The sequence below is a fragment of the Leptothoe sp. PORK10 BA2 genome, assembly GCF_034932105.1.
Taxonomy (GTDB): Bacteria; Cyanobacteriota; Cyanobacteriia; order Phormidesmidales; family Phormidesmidaceae; genus Leptothoe.
The window spans coordinates 1-18,845 of sequence record NZ_JAYGIG010000056.1 but is presented as its reverse complement, the minus strand read 5'-3'; the positions used below and the strand labels follow the sequence as shown (position 1 = coordinate 18,845).

Genomic DNA, 18,845 nt, shown 5'->3' with positions numbered 1-18,845 from the left:
CAGTTAGGACCCTCGGCATCGGCTTTCAGTAGAATCTGAGCGCGACGCACTTTTTGGCTGCTGCCCTTCAACTTTTTGATCACCGCTTGTAACTGATGACGCTCATCGGGGGTTAGGCGGACAATATTCTTTTTCTGCATAGGATTCCGGTACGCTGCATAAAGCTTACCGCAACACTCTCAACAATCCTAATTTTTAGTCTTGACGGTGCACTAGGCGGGCACTGCCCACCGCCACCCGCCGGGCATTAACCAAAAACGATGGTCCCATCAAAAATGGGGTTCCTCCTAAGAGCAACCCCATTTTTAATTCAAGCCTGATATTCAAGCCAGACAATAACCTGACAAGTTAGCCGAAACAAAATGCCTTAGCCATTGATTGCAGGAGCAGTCAACGCCACAGGAGTTTCAGCACCAGAAGCCAAGTCCAGAGGGAAGTTGTGAGCGTTGCGCTCATGCATTACTTCCATACCCAAGTTGGCGCGATTAATCACGTCAGCCCAAGTACTTACGACGCGACCTTGGGAATCCAAAATGGACTGGTTAAAGTTGAACCCGTTCAAGTTGAACGCCATGGTGCTAATGCCCAGGGCAGTGAACCAAATGCAAACCACAGGCCATGCACCCAGGAAGAAGTGCAAAGAACGGCTGTTGTTAAAGGATGCATACTGGAAGATCAGACGACCGAAGTAGCCATGGGCTGCAACGATGTTGTAAGTCTCTTCTTCTTGGCCAAACTTGTAACCGTAGTTCTGTGACTCAACTTCAGTGGTCTCACGAACCAAGGAAGAGGTAACCAGAGAACCGTGCATAGCGGAGAACAAGGAACCACCAAATACACCCGCAACTCCCAACATATGGAAGGGGTGCATGAGGATGTTGTGCTCAGCTTGGAATACAAGCATGAAGTTGAAGGTACCGGAAATACCCAGGGGCATACCATCAGAGAAAGAACCCTGACCGATGGGGTAAATCAAGAATACTGAGGTTGCAGCAGCCAAAGGCGCAGAGTAAGCAACACAGATCCAAGGACGCATACCCAAACGATAGCTCAGCTCCCACTGGCGACCCATGTAGGCAAAAATGCCAACGAGGAAGTGGAAAATGCAAAGCTGGTAAGGGCCACCGTTGTACAACCACTCATCGAGGGAAGCAGCTTCCCAGATGGGGTAGAAGTGAAGACCGATAGCGTTGGAAGAAGGAATGACTGCACCGGAGATGATGTTATTGCCAAGTAGCAACGAACCAGCTACGGGCTCACGAATACCGTCAATGTCGACGGGAGGTGCAGCGATAAAGGCGATGACAAAGCAAGCTGTAGCAGCGAGCAGCGTAGGAATCATTAGAACGCCGAACCAACCTACATAAATGCGGTTGTCGGTGCTAGTGATCCACTGACAGAACTGCTCCCAAATGCCTACCCGATCACGGGATTGCAAGGTAGAAGTCATAGTGATGATTGATGTATATAAACAAGAGTTGCTAATTGTGAAGGCCCGCAACCATGAGAAATCTCATGTCACGGCAGAAGTAAGATAGCTACTCGTCTATAAGATTAGTAAATATGCTTAGTGGTTTGTAGGGGTAGGATACGAAACTTCCGACATTGATACATTTCTAAGTAAATAGTGAGTGGTTACTCTCGTGACTACCTGTCTTGGTTTATCCCGGTGGCCAACGGAGGTAACGCCCCCCTAGGAGGTGCATGTGGAGGTGGAATACAGTTTGGCCGCCATCTTCATCCGTATTAATCACCACTCGATAGCCGTTGCCCAGTCCTTCCTGCTCGGCAATTGACTTTACAGTTAGTAACATATGTCCTAGCAGTTCCTTATCTTCGGTGCCTGCCTCGGCCAGCTTCGGTATCGGTTTTTTGGGGATGACCAGGATATGGGTGGGGGCTTGGGGGGTGATATCTCGAAAACCTAGGCACAGGTCATCTTCATAGACGATGTTGGCCGGGATTTCTTTGCGGATGATTTTACTGAAAATCGTGTCTTCACTCATGGCGCATGGATGGTCACAGCGCTTTGCATTGTAAGCGGTGACGAGGTGTTTCGGGGTGCTAGTTGCCCATGGGCGGTGGCGGAAACTGGACCTGACTGTAAAGCCAGTCGGCAATGAGCTTGGGACAGTTTTTCTTGGACCAGCGCACGGCAAAGTGATGAAAGGCGGGCTTGGTTAAGCGGGCAATCCATTTCATGAGCCGGTTGAGTTGACGGGGTTTGACTCGACCATTAATGAGGTTATTGGAGCCAATATCGTAAAGCCGGTCTAGGACGAGTTGGAGAGTGGCTTCTTCCCGTTTAAACATGTTTTCTAGTAAAAGTTCCACATCCTGCATATGCTCATCAGCCATCTGTTTTTCGCGGATGGTGATAGCGACTTTAGAGGAGTCGGAAGTCGTTAGCATGATTTCGAGGGGATATAGAGGGGATATATATGATGTGCCTATGGGGGATAGTTATGTCGCTGTAAAGCCTACCTATATAAGGCTAGTCCTAGACTTACTGATTGATGCTTATTTATTAACTGTTTAATAAGCTGATATCACAATTCAAAGTTTGGGATTGTGATCCTCATCCTACTTTGTCAGTGGTGTGGGTTTTCCTTGGGATTGAGAGCTTTTCTATCTAGCCAGGGGCATGGATTGTTGCCTGGGATTGAGGAACCTTCTAGCCCGCCCGCGCCGTGGAACTCCTAAATAACTTGGGCATCCTACATAAACATGTAGGAGTCCACCATGCTGGCGAGAATCTGGAGTGCATCCTTAGTAGGTATTGATGCCCTAAAAGTTGGTGTGGAGGTGGATCTATCCGGGGGGTTGCCCGGTGTGGTCGTGGTTGGGTTACCCGATACGTCTGTGCAAGAGTCGCGGGAACGGGTGAAGGCGGCGCTGAAAAATGCTGGGTTTCCGTTTCCCATGCGTAAGGTGGTGGTAAACCTCACCCCGGCAGATGTGCGGAAAGAGGGACCCATTTATGACTTGCCCATTGCCATTGGCATTTTGGCCGCGGCAGACTTGGTCAATCAGGACCGTTTAGACAACTATTTACTATTAGGTGAATTATCCCTCGACGGGAGTTTGCGCCCGGTTGCTGGGGTGATGGCCATGGCGGCGGCGGCCCCTGAGTTGGGTCTTAAAGGGTTGATTGTGCCAGCGGACAATGCGCAGGAAGCTGCGGTGGTGCCTGGTCTATCAGTCTATGGCTTTGAGTCTATTACAGAGGTGGTGGAGTTTCTCAATGGCCCTGGCGATCGCTTGCCCATAACGATTGATGGGTGTGAAGCGCTAGCCAAAGCCCAGCCCCATGGGGTCGATCTGCGGGATGTAAAGGGTCAGGCCCAGGCCCGCCGAGCCTTGGAAATTGCCGCAGCGGGCGGCCATAATCTCATCTTCGTGGGGCCACCTGGCAGCGGTAAAACCATGCTAGCCCGTCGACTATCGACGATTTTGCCGCCACTCAACTTTCAGGAAGCGTTGGAGGTCACACAAATTCATTCCGTGGCAGGGCTACTTAAGGAAAAAGGGTCATTGGTTACGACCCGACCGTTCCGCAGTCCCCATCATTCCGCGTCCGGACCCTCCCTTGTTGGAGGGGGTAGTTTTCCAAAGCCAGGGGAGATCTCTTTAGCTCACCGAGGTATTCTCTTTTTGGATGAGCTGACGGAATTTAACCGCAAGGTCCTGGAGTTTTTGCGACAGCCTTTAGAAGATGGCCATGTCACCATTTCCCGCACCAGGCAGTCGGTGGAGTTTCCGGCCCAGTTTACCCTGGTGGCCAGTACCAACCCTTGTCCTTGTGGTTTCTTTGGCGATACGGTGCAGCCTTGTACCTGTACTCCGCGGCTGCGAGAGCAATATTGGGCCAAACTGTCGGGGCCATTGATGGATCGCATTGACCTGCAGGTGGTGGTCAGTCGATTAAAGCCGGAGGAAATTACCCAGCACAGTGCTGGAGAGCCTTCGGAGCCGGTGCGTCAGCGGGTGGAGCGAGCCCGTCAGCGGGCCCAGGCTCGGTTCGCGGATGAACCGAAGCTGCAGTGCAATGCGGATTTAGACAGTCGTCACCTGCGCCAATGGTGTCAGCTGGATGATGCGTCCCGCACCTTATTGGAAATGGCGGTGCGTAAACTCGGGCTGTCGGCTCGGGCCACGGACCGGATTTTGAAGGTGGCGCGCACCATTGCGGATCTGGCGGCGTTGGACAGTCTGGAGTCTGCCCACATTGCGGAAGCGATTCAGTATCGGACAATTGACCGCATGCAATAGCCTGGGACCTCGGATATTGGGGGGCTTAAACGCTTAACATAAGTTAACTTATGTTAAGCGTTTGCTACATATACTTTCTTTTCCTCAAATCCATATGTTGAATCCTGGCCAAAAACTCTATCGGGACCTACGGAATAGTCTTGCGGAAACGGACTTTTTCGAGCGCAGCACCACTGACTACCTCCGCAAAGTGATCCTCTATGGCGCGCTCCATATCCTGTCCTACATTGGCCTTTATTTCTGTGCTACAACCTATTGGCGCTGGGCGGCATTAATTGGTCTGACCCTTTCTGGGATTCAGTTTTACTACATCAGCCATGACGCCGGGCACTATGCCATTTCTGATCATAAAAACACTAACCTCCGCCTAGGCCACATTGGCCATACCTTCATTGCGGGGGGTAGCTTTCGTTACTGGCAGTATAAGCACGATCTGCACCATCGCTATTGCAACGACGAAACCCGCGACCCTGACATGAATGCGTTGTTTCTCAAGCTGTATGAGGCAGACTGCGCTGAACGTCCGGCCTGGGTGGGCTGGGTTATTCGTCGCCAATCCTATCTGCTGTGGGTGTTGGCCATGTTTCATAACTTTGACTTTCAACGCCTGAGCTGGATTTATGCGATCGCAAACCCCAAACGGTGCCAAGCCGAACGCGTCCTAATTCCGCTGCACTTTAGCGTCTATCTCATTCTTCCGATCGTCTTGCTGGGCTGGCAGATGGCCCTGACCAACTACATAATTTCAACCATGCTTTCAGGGGTCATCCTGGCAAAACTATTTGCCATCAACCACATGGGCATGCCCAGTGTGCCCAGCGACCATGATCTGTCGTTTATTGAGCAACAGGTGATCACATCACGGAATGTCTTAGTACCCTCCCTGTGGGATGACTACTTCGGGGGGCTACATTACCAGATCGAACATCACCTATTCCCCTGGGTTTCGGTTAGTCGCTATCGCAGTGCTAGCCCAATCGTCAAAGGGTTTTGCCAAGAACACGGGATTGCCTATGTGGAAGAAAACTTTGGCCTGGCGATGCTCAACATTGGTCGTCACCTTGAAGCCATGTCCAAAGTTGGATAAGTTTAAGCCTGAACGCCGAACTTGATGGATCACCTGCTGTGGCAGGCTAGTACGGTGATGAGGGCTTAAGGGTTTGACCGATGGGAGTCAAGCTATAAATTTTGGAGTTTAGGACAGTCTATGGCCATTGATACGGCGAAAATTCAGGCAACACTGCAGCGCTTTGTCAGTGGCACCCATGACATTGAGGGGGCGGCCCTAGTGACGCCCGATGGTTTACCCCTAGTCACTGTGCTCCCTGGCCCCATGGATGAAGATAGTGTATCGGCCATGACGGCGGCCCTGCTGTCCCTAGGAGAACGCATTAGTGGTGAACTGATGCGGGGCAGTATCGAACAAATTGTGATTGATGGGAAAGCGGGTTACTGTATTTTGACCAACTGCGGCGAGGATGCGGTCTTTTTGGTATTGGCTACCCCCATGATCAAAAAAGGTGTTTTGCATCTGGAAGTGAAGCGGGCTATGGAGGAGATTCAACCCCTATTGGCTTAGGTGCCATAGTTCTTAGGGCCAAAGACTGGCCCAGTCCTTGGCCCTAAGAACTATGGCTGTGGCTGTGGCTGTGGCTATCTCAGCAACCTAACTGATCGGGTTAATATATGCTGTTAACATAGCGCAACGTTATGCCGTATCGTCGCCCCCGTGCAGCATGTTCGTCAACGGTTATTTCTCAGATTGTTCGCTGCTAGAGGTGTTTCAGCTTCTGCAGGATGGTAAGAAGACGGGACTCCTTTCCATCCAGGGGCTGGTCTCGCCTGACCAAGTGCGGCCTAAGTATTATTATATTTGGCTGCACCGGGGCCGCATCGTCACCATTACCACTCGGCTCGATAGCCGGGGGTTGGCTGCTTTGATCAGTCGTCGTCAATACTTGAGTGTGACGATGATGGAGCGGTTAATTCGCCGCTGCCCGATCGATGAGCCCCTCGGTCGATTTTTGCGTTCCCAGGGCGTTTTGACCAAGAAACAGTTGAAAATATTGTTTGCTGCCCAGGTTGTAGGTCAGATCGGTGAGTTGCTTTACTTGCCGGATGGATATTGTGAATTTGATCAGACTGCACTGCTGCCTAAGGTGGAAATGACCGGTCTGAGTGTCGGCGCGACTGATGTGATTTTGCCTGGACTGCGGATTTTGAAAGATTGGGCAGCCTTTAAGGAGCAATTGCCCCATCCTCAATCGGTGCTGGTGAGTTTGATTCGCGGTCAACCCAATGTGCGCATTAACCAGGCAGAGTGGAGTGTCTGGCGACTGATGGATGAAAATATTAACCTGGGGCAAATGGCAACGCGTTTAGGTTTGTCCCTGGAGCAGGTGCAGCGCATTGCATTTTGTCTGATTTTCGTGGGGTTGGCGAAGGAAGTGCCGATGATGCTAGGGGCTTCGGAGATAGCGGCGATAGATGCTGAAGTGCCTGGGGAGGAGCGCCTAGCCGTGAGGGTCCCCGTTTCAGGGGTTTCTGAACCAGGGGTTTCTGAGCCAGGGGTCCCTGTTTTAGGGGTTTCTGAGCCAGGGGTCCCTGAAACAGGGGGTCCCAATCTGGGAGTGCCTGATGCTGGGGTATCTGACTCTGAACTCTCTGACTCTTCGTTTCCTGGTTCTGAGACTGAGGGTGAATCCCTCAGTCCTAGCTTTTTCCGTAATTTGCTTGGTTTTTTACGCGATGCCGCCAAGTCGTCGTGATGGACATGACCGGGGTAAACGATGCTATGCTAGTGAACGACTCGGATCTATGCGATCGCAACGCCCAAATCTTGTCAGGACCGGAAGGTAGCAGCAATACGGGATGCTTGAGATAGGCGTAGTCTCCGGGTCTCCTCTGTTTTAGGAGCCTATTGTGTTAGAGGCTTTGTTCCAGAGGTCCGTGGGCTTCATATAGGTACGGCAATCCGACAGTTCAACCCGCTACATACTGTCCCAATCTGCTGTTACAACAGAACATATGTGGGTGATCAGCCCGCCCAATAAGTTTAGAGGAGTATAGGCCGTGGCAGACTTTGGCCAGTTGGTGCAAAAAGCATTTTATCTAGGTGTGGGTTTAGCCTCCTATGCCTCTGAAAAAGCCGGTGATGGATTTAGCGATTTGCGGCAGCAGGCCCAAAAGCTAGTGGATGAGCTGGTAGAGCGGGGGGAAATTACCGCCGAGGAAGCTCAAAAAATGGTCAATGACATGGTGGCTCGGGCCCAGAGCCAAGCGGCGGCGGATACGGCTCAGCCTGCTGCTGATCCGGCCCCCCGCAAAATCGAAATCATTGAAGATACGGAACCCGATGACCAGGCCGCCACGGATGCCCTGCGGAAAGAAATCGAAGATCTACAGACCGAGCTGCAACGACTCAAAGATGAAGAGGGCCAGTAGATGGACGATTGGTTTAAGCAATTGCAAGAAGATGTGCAAGCGGCGGTGAATCATACTCTGGCGCAAACCGAGCAGCTGTTCGATGTGTTGGCCAGTCAGGCCATAGACGCCATTAGCCCAGTTTTAGATGCGGCGGATGAAATGGCGGATGAGCTGGCGGAGCAGGTGGTAGAGAATATTTCGCCTCCCCTGGCCCAAGCGTTGGATAACTTAGAATCCCAGCTCGATCCATGGGTCGGCTCCGTGGTCACCTGGTGTGAGCAAACGATGGCTCCGGTCCATCAAACCCTGACGCCTTGGCTGCAAAACCATCCTAAATGTGCTGGATGTTCTTACTACCACGGTGAGAGCTATGGCGGTGAAATGCTCGTGTGTGCGTTGCACCCTACGGGGCCCGAGGTGGATCAAGAATGCCCTGACTGGGATAGCGTCTGGCCTCAGCCGAAAGAATGATTTTGCCATGGTTTTGAGTTGAACCCCTGGCTCGAGGGCAGATATTGGGGAATGTTCAGCAAAGAAGATACCAGTTATCCAGGCCAACCCAATTCTGGGAGAGGTGAAATCTTTTCCTGCCCAAGCATGGGATAAAAATGTCCCACCGGTCCTTGGCCTTTGCCAATGCGCAGTGAGTGGGCCAAGGCATGGGTGACATAGTCCTTGGCCCGCTGGGCTGCTTTTAAGGGACTATGGCCCAAGGCCAGATTGGCGGCGATGGCGGCGGAGAGGGTGCAGCCGGTGCCGTGGGTGTCGGTGGTATCAATGCAGCGGGTGATGAGGGTGCTGGAGGTGGTGCCGTCGTACCACAGGTCTACGCCCCGTAACTCGCCGGTCAACCCACCCCCTTTGACCATTACAGCTTTAGCTCCTAAACCCTGGATGATCTGGGCCGCTGTTTCCATATCCTTTAGGGTGCTAATGGACTGACCACTGAGGATTTCGGCTTCGTAGCGGTTGGGGGTGAGGACGGTGGCTAGGGGAATCAGCTGCTGGCGCAGGGTTGCGATCGCATCATCATCAATCAACTGAGCACCCGTCCGGGATACCATCACCGGATCAATCACATAGGCCACATCCTGTAAGCCTTTGAGCTTTAAGCCCTGGAGATAGTCGGCGACGGCTGCAATGATGGATTGATTCAGGAGCATGCCTGTTTTCAGCGCTTGAATGCCAATGTCATCTACCACCGCCTCTATTTGGGCGATCACCGCTGCGGGATCCAGAGCATCCACCCGGGAGACACCTTGGGTATTTTGGGCCGTAATGCAGGTGAGGGCACTGGTGCCATGCACTGCATGGAATGAAAAAGTGCGCAGATCCGCTTGAATACCGGCTCCGCCACCACTATCAGACCCAGCAATGGTCAGAGCCACTGGTGGAGTATGAGTCATAAAGGTCCACTATCAGATCCAGCAATGGTCAGAGCCACTGGTGGAGTATGAGCCATAAAAATCCAATACCTACCGCGATTGGCGTCGCCGCTGCAGGAAATCCGGGATATCCAGATCGGGGGAACTGCTAGGGCGGCTATCAGGCGTTAGCGGTGGCAGTTCAGATGGGGTGGAACTGATGGAGGACGAACGACCTAGGGGGGCGATCCGGCGCGATGGGACTGGTGCTGATGCCAGCATACCGCTACTGCCATAGTCAGTCATGGTATTAAAGCCGGTGGCAATGACCGTAATCCGGACTTCGCCCTGCATGCGCTCATCAATCACCGCACCAAAGATGATGTTGGCGTTAGGATCCACCGCCTCGTAAATAATCTCAGCAGCGGCATTCACCTCATGCAGCGTTAAATCGCCGCCCCCGGTGATATTTAGCACGGCACCCGTAGCTCCGTCGATGGACGTCTCCAGTAGGGGAGAGGAAATCGCTGCAATGGCTGCCTCACGGGCCCTAGACTTGCCAGATCCAACGCCAATACCCATGAGGGCAGAGCCTGCATCGGCCATGACGGCTCGAACATCTGCAAAGTCAACATTGACTAAGCCAGAAATGGTAATGATGTCGGAAATACCCTGGACACCCTGGCGCAGAATATCATCCGCAAAGCGAAACGCTTCTTGCACCGGCGTTTGCTCTGAAATTACCGATAGCAATTTGTCATTGGGAATGATGATCAAGGTATCGACGCATTCCTGCAGCGCCATGATTCCCTCTTCTGCCTGGGCTGTGCGACGACGACCTTCAAAGGTAAAGGGCCGAGTCACCACTCCGACGGTAAGGGCTCCAGCTTCCTTAGCCGCTTCTGCCACGACGGGAGCAGCTCCTGTGCCGGTCCCACCGCCCATGCCAGCGGTGATAAAAACCAAGTCCGCCCCTTCGATGGCGGTTGAAATTTCGTCCCGTGATTCCTCAGCCGCCTTTTGGCCAATGGCTGGGTTACCCCCGGCACCTAACCCGCGGGTGAGCTTTTGACCCAGCTGCAGTGGATTGGCATTGCCAGCTTTGGTCAGAGCCTGGGCATCGGTGTTGAGGGTCCAAAACTCGATTCCGGCCACACCGCTATCGATCATGCGATTGACTGCATTACAGCCACCGCCGCCTACACCGATAACTTTTATCCTCGCCATACTCCCAGGCACAATATCACCTCCCATAGCCGCATTACCTAATGCAGTTTCATTACGATGATTATTATTCATATCAGATATGTTAAGTCCCAAGCCCGCATTTCCGTGAGAATTTTGTGAGGGTGAGTTAGACATAGGGCGAGTGTATAGGAGATATTAGCGAGCTATTGACCAATCAGCCACAGAACCCACGCGACTGTCATAAAAGGTAAGGACTAACTATATAGCAATTACAAACTTGGCAGGGCAGGTGTCTGTAAATAGGAAAAAATAGCAGACTCAAGTCAATATTCAAAGCTATGCAGAGAAAGCTTGAATCACGCTTCTCAAAGACCTTACAGAGATATTTGAAGATTAATTTCGAACAGGCTAGCGCATGTTCTAGTCAACTATACGGGAACCTGCTTCAAAAACCAATAAAACTTACCAATTAATTCAAGAATTTCATCGGTTAAGAATATCCTGCTCCAGGAATCAGACGAATCATTTGTATTAACACTAAAAAATGGGTCGTTATAATCAACCGCTAAGTATCAGTATCTAAGGTCTGAAATCTCTATTTATCAATATTTATGGCGATTCGGTGAGCGAATTCTAACCTGAGTTTTTTAGGGATTTTGAGTTTTAGTTGCTTGCAATATTTCGAGGGTGGGATCGTCAGGATTACGCAGGTCAATGAAGGCGATTTCTGCAATATCCATCTTCGCGTTTAAATTTCGCATTCGGTCGAGGGTGGTGAGCTGTTTAGAAAAATTTTGTCCGTAGGGACCCATGTGCACGGTGCCCAGTTCCGTATGCAGAATGAGGTTTGTGGGATCTCTCCAGTCCAGAGCGGTAATGGCGACCGGATTTTTTTGGAGGGCTTGGTAAATGTCTGGCCAATCTTTTTGGTAGGCGGGGCGCATTCCCTTGACCAGCAGTTTCGGTTCCTGGGAGCCTAGCCGGGTAAAGCTGTTGTAGGGCATCCAGTAGCCATTGGCATCGAGCAGACCCATTTGGGGGAAATTCTGGGGATCCCGCTCTAGGGTGGTGATGGCCGTGTCGGTATCGGGTAGGGAGATGGCCACCGGAATTCTTTCTTGAATGCGGACGTTGAGGCCGGGGGGTAATAGTCGCCGTCTGACGATGGCATTGGCAATCGGCCCCTTAGTAATCAGCTCCTGTTCTAAATCTAGGGGATGGATCTTCAAGAGGGATTGGGGATAGTCGATGGCCAGAAGGGCATGGACTTCTTCGGCTGGGAGCAGCTGATTGCCACTGAGATTAATCTGCTCCGATGACTGGATCTGCCAGCGGCTGGATGTGGCCAGGCTAATGCAGCCTGCTGCCAGCCCCAACATGGCGGTATGACGCCACAGCTTTTGCCAAAACAGCTGTTGGCGACGGCGCTTGAGTTGGCTGCGGCGGGAGGTCAGGTTTTGTTTGGAGGTGTTGGCAATGTCTGGCATGGGAGCAGGCTGGTGGCTGAGGAGAGGGATATGCCGTGGGGTCTGTAAGACGTGTTTCTAGAAGTGTTTTGTATCTAGAAGTGTCTATTTAAGCATTCAGATGCCTAATGGGGCAGGTATTTTGCCATGGGAGAGCCGTTGACCCTTGCTTGAGTCTAAAAAATATGTTTCTGTATACCAGTCTATATATCAGTTACATCAGTAATGCCAAGCCCTAACCCGGACAATCGTTAGGAAATTTCTTGGTGGGTCATGGCGGTTACTGTTGTGGTTAAAAACTGATGCCACTGTTTGGCTAATTCTGCATCAGTAAATGGAATTTGGCAGGGTTGCTGATCCGTAAGTCTGAGGTGGAGGACGGCATCTCCTTTCTTGGCTGGGCCTTGGACTACCTGCTTAAAGTTGGTATCGCCCTTGATCAAAAGGTCAACGCCGCAGACTTGATCGAGCTGAGTTCGCTGTATATTAACGATCCCCTGACGCGTGGGTAAGCCCCAGGTGAGGGTGCCTGCAGACTGGCCCAAGGCGGCATAGATATCGTATTTGGCCCGTTCGAACTGGGTGGCCCACTGTTTGTAGGTTTCTACTTTTTTGTATTCGTTCCAACCGGCCCAGGTGATCCAAAAGAAAAAGATCAGTAGCGGTAGCCAGAGTAAGCCATGCACCATAGGGATTGTCGTTGCTTTGGTTGAGGATGAATCGATGGGTGGGAGCAGTCTATAGGATGATGCTCCCCCTGGAGGCTAAAAAGATCACCCATGCCGGGGATCAGTCACGCTGAGTATTTATGCTGCCATTGTAAAGTCTTGCAACGAGGTGGTCGTTGAGAATACACGTTGATTAAAGATGATTACAAGGTTTGTACTTAGTTTGCGCTGAGTCGAGCTTCAAGTTTTCAAAACCATACTATTTCTGAGAGGAGACGGTAAATTGCTTTACTTACCTTCTTTATTGGCGGTGACCCCTAGCACAGTTGAGTGGAGCCCTAAAGTTGCACTCGTTATGATCATTTGTAATGTGATTGCGATCGCAATCGGTAATTACGGGATCAAGCACAAGAACGTTGGGCTTGGTTTACCCTCCCCCGAGTTTTTCGGTGGCATGGGCCATGGCGCAATGCTGGCTTGCACTAGCCTGGGCCATGTAATCGGCATCGGTGCCATCATCGGTTTGGCTTCCATCGGCGTTCTCTAGAACCTAGAGCGCTGCTTCCGGTAGGCTGTATTTGAATAGGCTGGGGGTTTCTATGGCCTATGGAATACAGCTTATTAAGCCATTCTCACGTTGAACAACGTTGCATTTAATCAAAAGCTGGGGGCGGTCGTCTCCAGCTTTTTTTTGGGCTTGTTTTTTTGGGGTTTGTTTTTTTGGGGTTTGTCAGTGCCCTACTCCCCGACCACTGCCTGGAGCCGTTGCCGAAATTCTCCTTTTGGATGACCGCCTTTGACCTCCCCTAAAATCTTGAACTCCCCCTCGGGCTCTTCGCAAATAATGTAAGTGGGCCAGCCCATATCTGCCTTATCAGGGTATTGAGTCAGCAGCACCTGACGATATTTGCGATAGGTGGCCGTGTCTTGCATTTTGATATCCACAAATTCCAGACCCAATTCCTCAGAGACCTTGGCGTCGTAGAAGGACATTTTGTGACAGATGCCGCAGTCTTCGGAGGAGAATTTTAAAATAGCTTTAGCCATGGTGCATGTCTGGGAGGTGAAACACTCCTTCAATTCTAAAACTGCTAGGCTCCTTCTTCCCGCATAAACCGGCCCAGCGCGGGTAAAACGGGGCAGGGTTCTGCCTCCTGCAGGTTCTCTGGATTGCTCCAGGCAAAGGGGGCCTGGGTGGCTGCGCTCATCCATAGCAGTCGTTTAGCGCGGGTCATGGCCACGTATAGCAAGCGAAATTCTTCTGCTTTTTTGAGATCGTTGGCCCGGTGCCAGGCGGTGGGCAGATCAGGAATTTCTGGGCTGTCGTGATTCTGAATCTGGCCATGGATATAGGCGCGGATTTGGACCCGGGCGACGTCCGGTAGGGACAGGGGCAGGGAGGCTGGGCTGAGGAATTCTGTTTGAGGAGGCACCCACGCTTCGCCCGGGATCAGTTTGGCATGGAGAAAGGGCAGAAAGACCGCATCCCAATCCAGTCCCTTGGCTTTGTGCATGGTGATGATGGTGAGCTGGCCCGGTCGGGTGTATTTTGCTTCGGCATCTTCTGCTTCGATGGCGTCAAACTGTTCGGAGCTGACGATTTCTTGCAATGCGCCGATCATGGTGCTGAGGCTGCTGTCCTCTGAGGTTTGTTGGGCGATGCGGGCGGCCAGCTTGTCGGCGGTGGCCAGTTCACTCTGGTTATAGCTGAGGGTGCTGCCCAGGAATGGGATGAGATGATAGGGGGGCAGGTTGAACCGGGCCCGCAGCAGACTGTTGCCATAGCGGCGAGCGCTGAGGGCGGCTTCGGTGGTGAGGGGTGGGTCGAGGGGGCCAGGGTAGAGAAATTGTTCGGGATGGGTGGCTAATGGGTTGAGGTCTTGGGTGGGAATGCACTGACGGTCCACTAGGACTCGGAGGGCGCCTTTTAGGTAGTCGGGGGAATGGGGCCGTTCTATAAATTGCAGCAGCCGCAGCATTTCTAGGGGGACTTGGGTGTTGCGATCGCGGCTGCCCACATCATAGATTTGCAAACCCGTGGCCTCGACAAAGTCAAACCCCAGCCGTTCAGGATCTTCTAGCAGTTCTCGGATAAAGCGGCCCTGACGGTTTTCCCTGACTAGTACGGCCAAGGTGGGAGGGGACGGCATGCCCATCGAAGAGGGGGTCCCCTCCTCGGGGTGCTCTTTTGCCTGTTTCCAGTCGTCCATTAAGGTCTGCACCCGCACCGCCAGCTGTTTCACCGATGCGTTGATATCGGTCGGCTTCATCAGTTCCACTCCTTGGCCCCAGGGGGTCGGATTGGCATTGGGCTGGGGGTCATCCGGGGATACGGCCACAATTGCCTGGGGTCGAAATGGCGGGGCGTCCTGCGGGAACTGCTGGTTGACCCATTGCAAGACGTAGTTGGCCGCCGTCATGATTTTCTGGGTACTGCGTCCGGCCTGGTCGATGGTGGCTAGGCGGTCGGGCCGATTGGCATCACAAAACTGGTTAAAGAAGACCGGATCGGCGGGGGTGAAGGTGGAGTTGATCGCCTGGTTGGGGTCCCCGACCCGGACGAGATTGCTCCTATCCTCTGGGGGGAGGGCAAGTTCTGTCTCTCCCGGAGGCATAGACCGAGGGTGAGCCGCCAACTTTTCCAGCAATTGGGTTTGTAAGGGCGAGGAATCTTGGGCTTCATCTTCAAACACCGCAAAGATTTGGGTTTGCCAACGGCGGCAGATGTCTGGATCGTCCAGGGCCTTTAGGGCTGCCAAGATCATGTCATCGTAGTCAATCAGTCCGCGCTGGCTGAGGAGAATTTGATACTGCTCGTAGAGTCCAGCGGCGACATTGAGCAGTTGATAGGCATTGGGGGGAGCCTGTTGGCCGATGCGACTGAGGTCAGCGGGTTGCAAGCCTGAACTTTTGGCTTCGTGGATGGCGGTATAGGCCAGGGCCGGTAACACTTCGGTGCGCAGCACTGACTGGCGGCGTTGCCGTTCGGTTTCTTCGCCGTCAAAGCTTTGGCCTTCGATCAGTCGGTGGTATAGCTCTGGGGCGGCGTGGGTCCAGGCTTCCACGGCGGTGCGGATGAGGCGGTTGCTTTGGTTGGGGGAGACCAGGGTAGTGGTGTCGAGGCTGATGCCGGACACTTCCGGGTTATGGGTGGCGATGTTGAGGGCTAACCCATGGAGTGTTTGGACGATAAAGCTGTTGTAGGGGAGTTGGAGGTGCTTCAGGTGTTGACGCACTTTGGCCTTGAGGTTGGCGGCGGCGGAGCGGGTAAAGGTGACGAGGACGAGCTGCTTCCGGCCATGGAGTTGGAAATGGGCAATTGCGATCGCAGCCCCCGCCGCCATCCCCGTGGATTTGCCAGACCCCGGCACGGCCGATACCGCCAGCGGACCTCCGCGCCAGTCCGCCAAGCGCTGTTGGCCAGGGCGCAGGCCATCGCGCAATGTTTGGAGTTGATCGGTGCGATCGGGTACGGTCATAGCATGGCGTAAAACTCTCAGCCATAGCGTACTGCACTATTTAAGCGAAATTTAAGCGAACTCCTGGATTACGCGAACTCCCGTAAAAAACGGTTACGCCTCTACAATTGGTTTTAGGGGTACCAACTCAAAGCGGAACGTTTTCCCCAGGATAGTATTCCGAAGTCAGGATTCAGGAATCAGGGCCTCACTGGCTTCTGGCTTCTGGCCCCTGATTCCCCACCTAGCCAGGATTTTCCAGCTTAAGTTGATCCCGTTTTTAGACCTCTGAATCTTAGACCTCTTTTAAACCTCTGACCCTGCCGGGTGCTGACTACCATGAACCTCTCTGACCGTATGATCGCGATCCTAGGCAGCGTTATGTTTGGGATTGGTTTACTATTTACCGCCATCAGTCTGATTCCAAATCGAGAGGTATCAGGGGTGGCGGCACTACTGATGGGGGGCGGTGTGGGACTGATTACGATGGCATCTAAGGAGTAGGCCCATGAATGGTAAACAGTTAAAACAGCGAGACCAGACAATACAACAGGCATCCCTGTCCCCGACCTATGCCGACGTGAGACGACATCGGGTCGCCAAAGGGGTGGGGCTATTTCTTGTTGCTTTTGCCTTAGTGTTGACAACCAGTGGCTATTCGGGGCGCTTGATTGGTTCGTCCGAGCCGTTGATCGATTCCCATCCAGGACAATTTGCGGTGTATTTCTTTGCTGGGTTTGCCGGTATTTGCGGGTTAGATCTGATTCGGCGTAGTTAAATCTTGTCCACGTCCAGGGCTGTAGTTTTTCTGGTGGGGGAACTCAAGGTTTCAACTTGGACGTGGTTTAGCTAACGTTGGTGGATGATGAGTACTACAACAAGCCCGGCCCTTAGGTTCTCCTCTAAGGGCCGAGAGGGCGTGGTTAGAAGGCGGTGTCTCGTAAGAGGATGCGATCGCGCCACTTTTGAGCTTTGGGGCTCTCCAAGTCCATCAATATATCGCAGATGCTATTAGCTACTTTTGAGTACTCAGAACGACCTTTGATGGCCGCATCTAGAGCGATCAAGATATCAGTGGGGCTATAGTCCCGAATCACCGTCTTGAACTGGGTTGTTAAGCTTTGCTGCGTAGTGATAGACATGGTTGAAGTTTCCCGTTATTTGTTGTGACGTTGCTGATTCTGCTTTAGATTCAGTAACGGTCTTTTTAAAGGTCAGCCTGATGGACGACTAGATGGGTCTGATATTGTTGTGAGGATACTGACAATGCGTAGTATCCGTAGAACCTTTGAAAACATGGAGCAGGTTTTGAAAACATCTGGGTGGCAAAATCCCTAAAGCATTAGCGATTTCACTAAACTGGGACTCATCATTCCCAGTTGATTGGTGATGATTCGGATGTTGTAGTTTCTCTTAACAATCTTAAAAAAAAGCCCCCACCGGATTGGTAGGGGCTATGGGTGTGTGTTTTATGAGAGTTAGGGATGAGAAAAGGGTGCTCCATGAAGGGAATGAAGCTTCATCAACGCCCGGAGACGTACTGGGCACCCAAACTTGGTTAAGCTTAGGCGCATCTGTGGGATTAGCGGACGACGGACTTAGTACGAGCATCCAGGGCATCGAGGCGAGCTGCTTGGATGTTATCTACAGTTTTAGTGCGAGCATCCAGTGCATTCAACCGCTCAGCCTGAATATCTTCAACGGCTTTGGTCTGGGTGTTCAGGTGCTCAATCCGTAGCTTGTGAACGTCGTTCTTAGTCCGAGCATCCAGGGCGTTTAGGCGCTCAGCTTGGATGTTATCAACTGCTTTGGTGCGAGCATCCAGGGCGTTTAGGCGCTCAGCCTGGATATTCTCGACAGCCTTAGTGCGGGTGTCTAGGGCCTCTAGCCGAGTAGCTTGGATATCTTCGATGGCTTTGGTCTGAGTGTTTAGGTGCTCGATGCGTAGTTTGTGGACGTCGTTCTTGGTGCGGGCGTCTAGTTCTTCGAGGCGAGTGGACTGAATATTGAAGCTAGCGGGCTCAACGGCAGAGGCGATGGGGGCCAAAGCGGCGGAAGCAACGAGGACGGTTAAGGCGGAAAGGATAGTGCGTTTCATGGTTAAAGCTCCTTGGTGAATCGGTGAAGTGTGTTTATTTGCTTCATTGATTACTAGAATGCCGGGGCTACCTGAACGTCATCTGACGGTTACCTGAGGGTTGCTTAAGGGGTTTCTGAGTTTGGCTGAGGAATTTTGGTGATGGGGATCACAAGGAGTGGAGGTTGCCTAGGCATAGCCGCGCGGAGCATCGCAACCAATGGATACCGAAGCCCGCTATGCCCAGAAATGGAAAAGCGCAGACCTAATCGGAGGCGAGCAGATGCCTGAGTAAGTGGATCCTGTCTTAGTTCTGCACGCTATTGGCGCACTATTCTCAACCCGCTCAAGAGCGAGAGAACTTAGCCAGGGAATAACGGTGCGCTTGACACGCTTTGTATTTTGGTTATACTAGAAATATCGAAATAAGTGAAATGACAAAAATCGCTCTCAAAAGCATAGCTGACACTTTTGCCGCGCTGGGTCAACCTTCTCGGTTAAAGATTGTGCGGTTACTGCTATCTGCCTACCCAAAGGTTTACCTGCTGGGGAAATTCAAAAAGAGTTGGGCATTGCCGGTGCAACCTTATCCCACCATCTCGACAAGCTGCGTCAGGTAGGCATTGTTGCCTCCGAAAAAGACCGGCAGTGGATTTGGTATAGGGTTCGTTCAGAGGTGCTCAAGCATTTGATTGACTTCTTATTTGAAGAGTGTTGTACTCGCAATCAAGTCGTCACTATGGCAGGAATAGAATGGATGAATGCAGATGAGATGCAAGATAATTCCGTTTGTTGTGATTAACTGGACAATGACAAGTTTCTGTTTTGCTTCTGCCCCGTTCTCAAGCGGCTAAATCAGGTGGGTCAAGGGTTTTAGACATCTCAGTTTTATTAGCCAGTAATTTAGTCAAAAGTAGAGTGGGTCT

21 protein-coding genes and 1 other RNA gene are annotated in these 18,845 nt (G+C 52.1%); 11 read left to right on the top strand and 11 right to left on the bottom strand.

What is annotated here, in order from left to right:
* Window positions 1-367: 367 nt before the first annotated feature.
* The 3 genes from psbA to VB741_RS12585 all read right to left on the bottom strand — a co-directional run bounded on the left by psbA (window position 368) and on the right by VB741_RS12585 (window position 2,412).
* Window positions 368-1,450, bottom strand: coding sequence for a photosystem II q(b) protein (psbA, locus tag VB741_RS12595; RefSeq protein WP_323365532.1), 1,083 nt, complete (start codon window positions 1,448-1,450; stop codon window positions 368-370).
* Window positions 1,451-1,661: 211 nt separating this feature from the next.
* Window positions 1,662-2,006 (bottom strand): histidine triad nucleotide-binding protein, encoded by a 345-nt coding sequence (locus tag VB741_RS12590; protein ID WP_323365531.1) that lies wholly within the window; start codon window positions 2,004-2,006, stop codon window positions 1,662-1,664.
* Between the two features lie 58 nt (window positions 2,007-2,064).
* Window positions 2,065-2,412 (bottom strand): hypothetical protein, encoded by a 348-nt coding sequence (locus VB741_RS12585; RefSeq protein WP_323365530.1) that lies wholly within the window; start codon window positions 2,410-2,412, stop codon window positions 2,065-2,067.
* A gap of 330 nt (window positions 2,413-2,742) precedes the next feature.
* Between VB741_RS12585 and VB741_RS12580 the strand changes: the two genes are divergently transcribed.
* From VB741_RS12580 to VB741_RS12550, 7 genes are all read left to right on the top strand, one after another.
* Complete coding sequence (locus tag VB741_RS12580) at window positions 2,743-4,272, top strand: YifB family Mg chelatase-like AAA ATPase (protein WP_323365529.1); 1,530 nt, start codon at window positions 2,743-2,745, stop codon at window positions 4,270-4,272.
* 94 nt (window positions 4,273-4,366) lie between these two features.
* The gene (locus tag VB741_RS12575; protein WP_323365528.1) at window positions 4,367-5,359 is read left to right on the top strand and encodes a fatty acid desaturase family protein; all 993 of its coding nucleotides are present in this window, start codon (window positions 4,367-4,369) and stop codon (window positions 5,357-5,359) included.
* Between the two features lie 120 nt (window positions 5,360-5,479).
* Entirely contained in the window at window positions 5,480-5,851 is a 372-nt protein-coding gene (locus tag VB741_RS12570; RefSeq protein ID WP_323365527.1) for a roadblock/LC7 domain-containing protein, read from the top strand.
* Window positions 5,852-6,008: 157 nt separating this feature from the next.
* Window positions 6,009-7,040 (top strand): DUF4388 domain-containing protein, encoded by a 1,032-nt coding sequence (locus VB741_RS12565; protein WP_323365526.1) that lies wholly within the window; start codon window positions 6,009-6,011, stop codon window positions 7,038-7,040.
* A gap of 38 nt (window positions 7,041-7,078) precedes the next feature.
* Window positions 7,079-7,175: signal recognition particle sRNA small type (ffs, locus tag VB741_RS12560), an RNA gene on the top strand.
* A 169-nt stretch (window positions 7,176-7,344) separates the two neighbouring features.
* Window positions 7,345-7,716, top strand: a complete 372-nt coding sequence (locus tag VB741_RS12555) for a phasin family protein (protein ID WP_323365525.1) — start codon at window positions 7,345-7,347, stop codon at window positions 7,714-7,716.
* On the top strand, window positions 7,717-8,169 hold the full coding sequence (locus tag VB741_RS12550) for a hypothetical protein (RefSeq protein ID WP_323365524.1): 453 nt from the start codon (window positions 7,717-7,719) through the stop codon (window positions 8,167-8,169). It begins immediately after the preceding gene.
* A gap of 74 nt (window positions 8,170-8,243) precedes the next feature.
* On the opposite strand, the gene thiD is transcribed toward VB741_RS12550, so the two are convergent.
* The 4 genes from thiD to VB741_RS12530 all read right to left on the bottom strand — a co-directional run bounded on the left by thiD (window position 8,244) and on the right by VB741_RS12530 (window position 12,405).
* Window positions 8,244-9,104 carry a bifunctional hydroxymethylpyrimidine kinase/phosphomethylpyrimidine kinase gene (thiD, locus tag VB741_RS12545; protein ID WP_323365523.1) on the bottom strand — a complete coding sequence of 287 codons (861 nt, stop codon included), beginning with the start codon at window positions 9,102-9,104 and terminating at the stop codon, window positions 8,244-8,246.
* Window positions 9,105-9,173: 69 nt separating this feature from the next.
* On the bottom strand, window positions 9,174-10,361 hold the full coding sequence (ftsZ, locus tag VB741_RS12540; protein ID WP_326522189.1) for a cell division protein FtsZ: 1,188 nt from the start codon (window positions 10,359-10,361) through the stop codon (window positions 9,174-9,176).
* A 536-nt stretch (window positions 10,362-10,897) separates the two neighbouring features.
* The gene (locus tag VB741_RS12535; protein WP_323365522.1) at window positions 10,898-11,737 is read right to left on the bottom strand and encodes a cell division protein FtsQ/DivIB; all 840 of its coding nucleotides are present in this window, start codon (window positions 11,735-11,737) and stop codon (window positions 10,898-10,900) included.
* Between the two features lie 230 nt (window positions 11,738-11,967).
* Window positions 11,968-12,405: a hypothetical protein gene (locus VB741_RS12530; protein ID WP_323365521.1), complete on the bottom strand. Its 438-nt coding sequence runs from the start codon at window positions 12,403-12,405 to the stop codon at window positions 11,968-11,970.
* Between the two features lie 262 nt (window positions 12,406-12,667).
* Here VB741_RS12530 and psaK point away from each other — a divergent pair, with 262 nt between their 5' ends.
* Window positions 12,668-12,931 (top strand): photosystem I reaction center subunit PsaK, encoded by a 264-nt coding sequence (gene psaK / locus VB741_RS12525; RefSeq protein ID WP_442786350.1) that lies wholly within the window; start codon window positions 12,668-12,670, stop codon window positions 12,929-12,931.
* 191 nt (window positions 12,932-13,122) lie between these two features.
* Here the strand turns inward: psaK and VB741_RS12520 are convergent, their stop codons facing one another.
* Both VB741_RS12520 and VB741_RS12515 read right to left on the bottom strand, forming a co-directional pair.
* Window positions 13,123-13,431 carry a thioredoxin family protein gene (locus VB741_RS12520; RefSeq protein ID WP_323365519.1) on the bottom strand — a complete coding sequence of 103 codons (309 nt, stop codon included), beginning with the start codon at window positions 13,429-13,431 and terminating at the stop codon, window positions 13,123-13,125.
* Between the two features lie 44 nt (window positions 13,432-13,475).
* Complete coding sequence (locus VB741_RS12515) at window positions 13,476-15,863, bottom strand: ATP-dependent helicase (protein ID WP_323365518.1); 2,388 nt, start codon at window positions 15,861-15,863, stop codon at window positions 13,476-13,478.
* 318 nt (window positions 15,864-16,181) lie between these two features.
* On the opposite strand from VB741_RS12515, the gene VB741_RS12510 reads away from it, so the two are divergent.
* Together VB741_RS12510 and VB741_RS12505 are read left to right on the top strand one after the other, a co-directional pair.
* Complete coding sequence (locus VB741_RS12510; RefSeq protein WP_323365517.1) at window positions 16,182-16,346, top strand: hypothetical protein; 165 nt, start codon at window positions 16,182-16,184, stop codon at window positions 16,344-16,346.
* Window positions 16,347-16,350: 4 nt separating this feature from the next.
* Window positions 16,351-16,620, top strand: a complete 270-nt coding sequence (locus VB741_RS12505; RefSeq protein WP_323365516.1) for a hypothetical protein — start codon at window positions 16,351-16,353, stop codon at window positions 16,618-16,620.
* A 145-nt stretch (window positions 16,621-16,765) separates the two neighbouring features.
* Here VB741_RS12505 and VB741_RS12500 read toward each other — a convergent pair whose 3' ends face one another.
* Together VB741_RS12500 and VB741_RS12495 are read right to left on the bottom strand one after the other, a co-directional pair.
* Window positions 16,766-16,984: a hypothetical protein gene (locus VB741_RS12500; RefSeq protein WP_323365515.1), complete on the bottom strand. Its 219-nt coding sequence runs from the start codon at window positions 16,982-16,984 to the stop codon at window positions 16,766-16,768.
* Window positions 16,985-17,424: 440 nt separating this feature from the next.
* A complete protein-coding gene (locus VB741_RS12495; protein WP_323365514.1) occupies window positions 17,425-17,940 on the bottom strand; it encodes a hypothetical protein in 516 nt (171 codons plus the stop codon).
* A 544-nt stretch (window positions 17,941-18,484) separates the two neighbouring features.
* Here VB741_RS12495 and VB741_RS12490 point away from each other — a divergent pair.
* Entirely contained in the window at window positions 18,485-18,721 is a 237-nt protein-coding gene (locus VB741_RS12490) for an ArsR/SmtB family transcription factor (protein WP_442786349.1), read from the top strand.
* The last annotated feature ends 124 nt before the right edge of the window (window positions 18,722-18,845 follow it).